The 4,269-nt window shown below is 34.9% G+C and carries 3 protein-coding genes and 1 pseudogene; all 4 read right to left on the bottom strand.

Features of this window, described 5'->3' with window-relative positions:
* Positions 1 to 358, bottom strand: a 358-nt coding sequence (locus tag WBQ70_RS14390; RefSeq protein ID WP_423915400.1) for a precorrin-2 dehydrogenase/sirohydrochlorin ferrochelatase family protein, incomplete at its 3' end; no start/stop codon positions are given.
* Positions 359 to 431: 73 nt separating this feature from the next.
* Positions 432 to 2,522 carry a nitrite reductase gene (locus WBQ70_RS14385; RefSeq protein WP_423915398.1) on the bottom strand — a complete coding sequence of 697 codons (2,091 nt, stop codon included), beginning with the start codon at positions 2,520 to 2,522 and terminating at the stop codon, positions 432 to 434.
* 153 nt (positions 2,523 to 2,675) lie between these two features.
* The gene (locus WBQ70_RS14380) at positions 2,676 to 3,920 is read right to left on the bottom strand and encodes a sulfate adenylyltransferase subunit 1 (RefSeq protein ID WP_423915397.1); all 1,245 of its coding nucleotides are present in this window, start codon (positions 3,918 to 3,920) and stop codon (positions 2,676 to 2,678) included.
* Between the two features lie 105 nt (positions 3,921 to 4,025).
* Positions 4,026 to 4,269, bottom strand: a pseudogene (locus WBQ70_RS14375) (sulfate adenylyltransferase subunit CysD); the annotation flags it as partial.

Below are 4,269 nucleotides of genomic sequence, written 5' to 3'. Positions count from 1 at the left end.
AAATCAAATATCTTTTTCGTGATAAGTCATACACTCTTTTATTAACCTTCAACACATCCGTACAAGCAATAACCATGTGGCGTTTCTTCAACATTTTTTTCTTGAATCGCTTTTTAGTCAATTTCACCGTAGGGTGACTTTCAGCTAGAGTAACTAATTCAGAAATAAAACGTGGTGCAACAACCTCTACTTTTGCATTGGGACTTGATTTGAGTAAAAAAGATAGCTTTTCCAAACCTACATTTCCTCCACCTACAATTAGCACGCTAAGGTTGTGTAATTTTAAAAATATAGGATACAACTCGTTACGCTCTTGGGCTGTGGGCTGTGGGCTTTGAGCTGTGGGCTTTGAACTCATTGCAGATTGCTCATTGCTGACTGCTGACTGCTGACCGCTGATTGCTGATTGCTCTTTATTCATATCTTTAAAATTATGCTTTCGCTAAATCTGCTGCTCTGTATGCTTCTAATTTTTCGAAAAACGTAATTGCTTCTTGAATGTATTGTTTTGCAAATGCTTCTGTTGGCTCTTTTTTATTGATTTGGTACACTAATTCACTAAAAGAAGATCCTAATTCAATTTTATTTCCTGCAACAAAAACAGTATCGAATGATTCAATAATTCCAGCGTGTGTATTTGTTTTTTGCTTTTCAGCCAATAATAAAGCTTTCGCTCCATTTACAAAACCTGCATACGCTTGATAAATTGAATCCGACCATTTTCCTTCAGCAAAAGATTCTTCAGCATTAGTCAATTTATCTTTAGCTTCGTACAATAATGTCGCTACTAAGTCAATTACTACACCTGCACATTCTCCAACACCAACTGCTTTTACGTAGTTGTCTGCGTTACCCCAATCCACGAAATCTTCTTCAGTAAGATTGGTTACATCAGCTAATGGCTTCAAGAATTCATAAAAATACTTTTCTCCTTTAGCATCATAATAATCTAAGAATCTAGTTCCATTTGCATTTGCTTCAAAATCATTTAAAATCAAACGCAACGCTTCAGGTCCACGACGGCTAGGTATTTTGATTACTTTATCAGAGAAACGTCCATTTCCGTTTCCTAAAATTCCACCACCTAATAATACTTGTAATGCTGGCGCTACTAGTTTCCCCGAATTAATTGACATTCCTTGGAAACCAATTTCAGCCATATTGTGTTGTCCACAAGCATTCATACAACCACTAATTTTGATAGTGATTTCTTTGTTATCTGCAAATTGTGGGTATTCAGCTTTTAATACTCTTTCTAATTCGTCAGCAATTCCTGTACTACTTGCAATTCCTAAGTTACATGTATCCGTACCTGGACAAGCCGTGATATCACCAATCGTATCGTACCCTAATTGAACCATGTCTAATTTGGCTAATTCTTGGTAGAAAAACGGTAAATTTTCTTCTTTGATGTTACGAATCACAATGTTTTGACGCAATGAAAAACGCAATTCATTGGCTCCGTAATTTTTTATCAAATCAGCTAATAATCTTGCTTTATCAGTATAAAAATCTCCTAAAAGTACTTTTACACCAATCGCAACATAACCTGCTTGTTTTTGAGCAATTACATTTGATTTTTTCCAAGCTTCATAAGCTGTAGCGTCATCAATAGTAACTGTTGGCACTTCTAATAAAGGCTCAGCAATAGCGCCTTCAAAAGCAGTAGTATCTATTTCGTAAGAATGGAAAGGCAATGCTTTTTTCTCTTCTTCGACTAAACGTAAAAATTCGTCACGTCCTAAGTCTTTTATTAAGAATTTCAAACGTGCTTTTAGACGTTTTGCTCTTTCTCCGTAACGGTCAAAAACTCTGATTACTCCTTCGGCAGTTGGAATAATTTGATTTACTGGAACAAATTCTGAAAGCAATTCAGCATGAGCAGGTTGAGAACCTAAACCACCACCTAACATGATTTTGAATCCTTTTTGACCCTCTACAATTTTAGGAATGAATCCTAAATCGTGTAAATAACTCAAAGCAGTATCTTTATCAGATGACGAGAATGAAATTTTGAATTTACGTCCCATTTCTTGACAGATTGGGTTACGTAATAAATATTGAAACAATCCATGAGCATAAGGGGTTACATCAAATGGTTCCTCAGCATCAACACCTGCTAACTCACTTCCAGTAATATTACGAACGGTGTTTCCACAAGCTTCTCTTAAAGTAATATCATCTTTAGCCAATTCAGACCACAATTCAGGCGTTCTATCTAAACTCACATAGTGAATTTGAATATCCTGACGTGTTGTGATATGCAAACGACCCGTAGAATATTTATCTGAAACTTCAGTAATTCTTCTTAATTGTTCACTTGTTACTTTTCCGTAAGGCAATTTAATACGAATCATTTGTACGCCTTCTTGACGTTGACCGTAAATACCACGTGCTAAACGAAGACTACGAAAACGTTCGTCATCAATTTGTCCACCACGGAAGGCATGAATTTTTTTCTCTAAATCGATGATCTCTTTTTGGACAATCGGATTTTCTATTTCGGTTCTAAAACTTTCCATTTGTTTTTAGCTTTGAGCCTTGAGCTATGAGCTTTGGGCTGTTATCTGTATTTTTAAACTTATAACCCTTTTAGATTTTTATCTAAAATTAGGTTTTATCTTTATTGGTTATTCAAAAGCTCTCGGCACAAAGCCCAAAGCCGATAGCCTAAACTATCTAATAAACCCTACTCCTGCTGTTGTATTTGTTGCTGGATCAATTAAGATAAAAGCTCCATTAGATTTATTATCATCGTATGCATCAAAATACAAAGGTTTGCTTAACTTGATGGTAACTTCACCAATTTCGTTAATAGCTAATTGAGAAGCTTCTGTAATTCCTGAATAATCTGTTGCAATTACGTTTTTGACAGCCTCTACTTTTGCTAGAACTCTATTTGTGTTGTGTTGAATTAAATATTTAGTACCACCAACTAATTTTTTGCTATCCATCCAACAAATAGTTGTTGTGATGTCTTTTTCAATTTTTGGCAATTCATTTGATTTTACAATCATATCTCCACGAGTTACATTGATATCATTTTCTAATTCAATAGTAACAGACGAGCCCGCAGTAGCTTCATCAAATTGTTTATCAAAAAAGTGAATATTTGTCACTTTAGACTCTGTTAAAGAAGGCAATACAGTTACAGCATCTCCTACTTTAATGTTATTTCCGTATAATTTCCCAGCATATCCTCTAAAATCGTGGTACTCCTCAGTTTTAGGACGAACAACTGTTTGAACAGGAAAACGTGCTTTTCCGTTATCGTAAACATCTTTTGATTCTAATGATTCTAAATGCTCCAAAATAGTTTGTCCTTCGTACCAAGGCATTTTTCCTAATGTTTCTACTACATTATCACCAGTTAAGGCACTCAACGGAATATAACTTACGTTTTGCTCTTTGTATGAACTCTTAGCATTCAATGCTTGGAAATCAGCTTTAATTTTATTGAAAACTTCTTCTGAATAATCAACTAAATCCATTTTATTAATCGCTACAATCACATCTTTTACTCTCAATAAATTATTGATAAAAAAGTGACGATACGTTTGCTCAATAACTCCTTTTCGAGCATCAATCAAAATAATCGATACTTGAGAGGTCGAAGCTCCTGTTACCATGTTACGCGTATATTCTACGTGACCTGGAGTATCGGCAATGATGTAACTTTTCTTAGCAGTTGAAAAATAAATATGAGCCACATCAATCGTGATTCCTTGCTCTCTCTCTGCAACTAATCCGTCAGTAGCTAGTGAAAAGTCTAAATAATCGTATCCTTTTAATTTACTACTTCTTTCTATTGCTTCTAATTTATCTGTAGTTAACGATTGTGTATCGTACAATAACCTTCCGATTAGTGTACTCTTTCCGTCATCTACACTTCCTGCCGTTGCTATTTTTAAAACTTCCATTTTTATATTTTTGTTTAAAGTTTAAAAGGTTTAAAGTTTAAACTTACTATTCAACTTAATTATACCTTTCACTTATGCCTTATTACTTATGCCTTTTGCCTTATCCTAAAAGTACCCTTGTTGTTTTCTTTTCTCCATGGCTGCTTCAGAACGTTTGTCGTCAATTCTAGCCCCTCTTTCAGAAATTGTAGAAGCTCTAATTTCGCCTACTACTTCAGAAATTGTTGCTGCATACGAATCAACTGCTGCAGTACAACTCATATCTCCTACGGTTCTAAAACGAACAATTCTTTCTTCGATAACCTCATCTTCATCTTGGAAAACATAAGGAGAATGCGACCAAATCATA

The sequence above is a fragment of the Flavobacterium sp. genome, from assembly GCF_049590715.1.
Classification (GTDB): domain Bacteria; phylum Bacteroidota; class Bacteroidia; order Flavobacteriales; family Flavobacteriaceae; genus Flavobacterium.
Note: the sequence above shows the minus strand (reverse complement) of the source record. Positions and strands in the feature narration are given on the sequence as shown.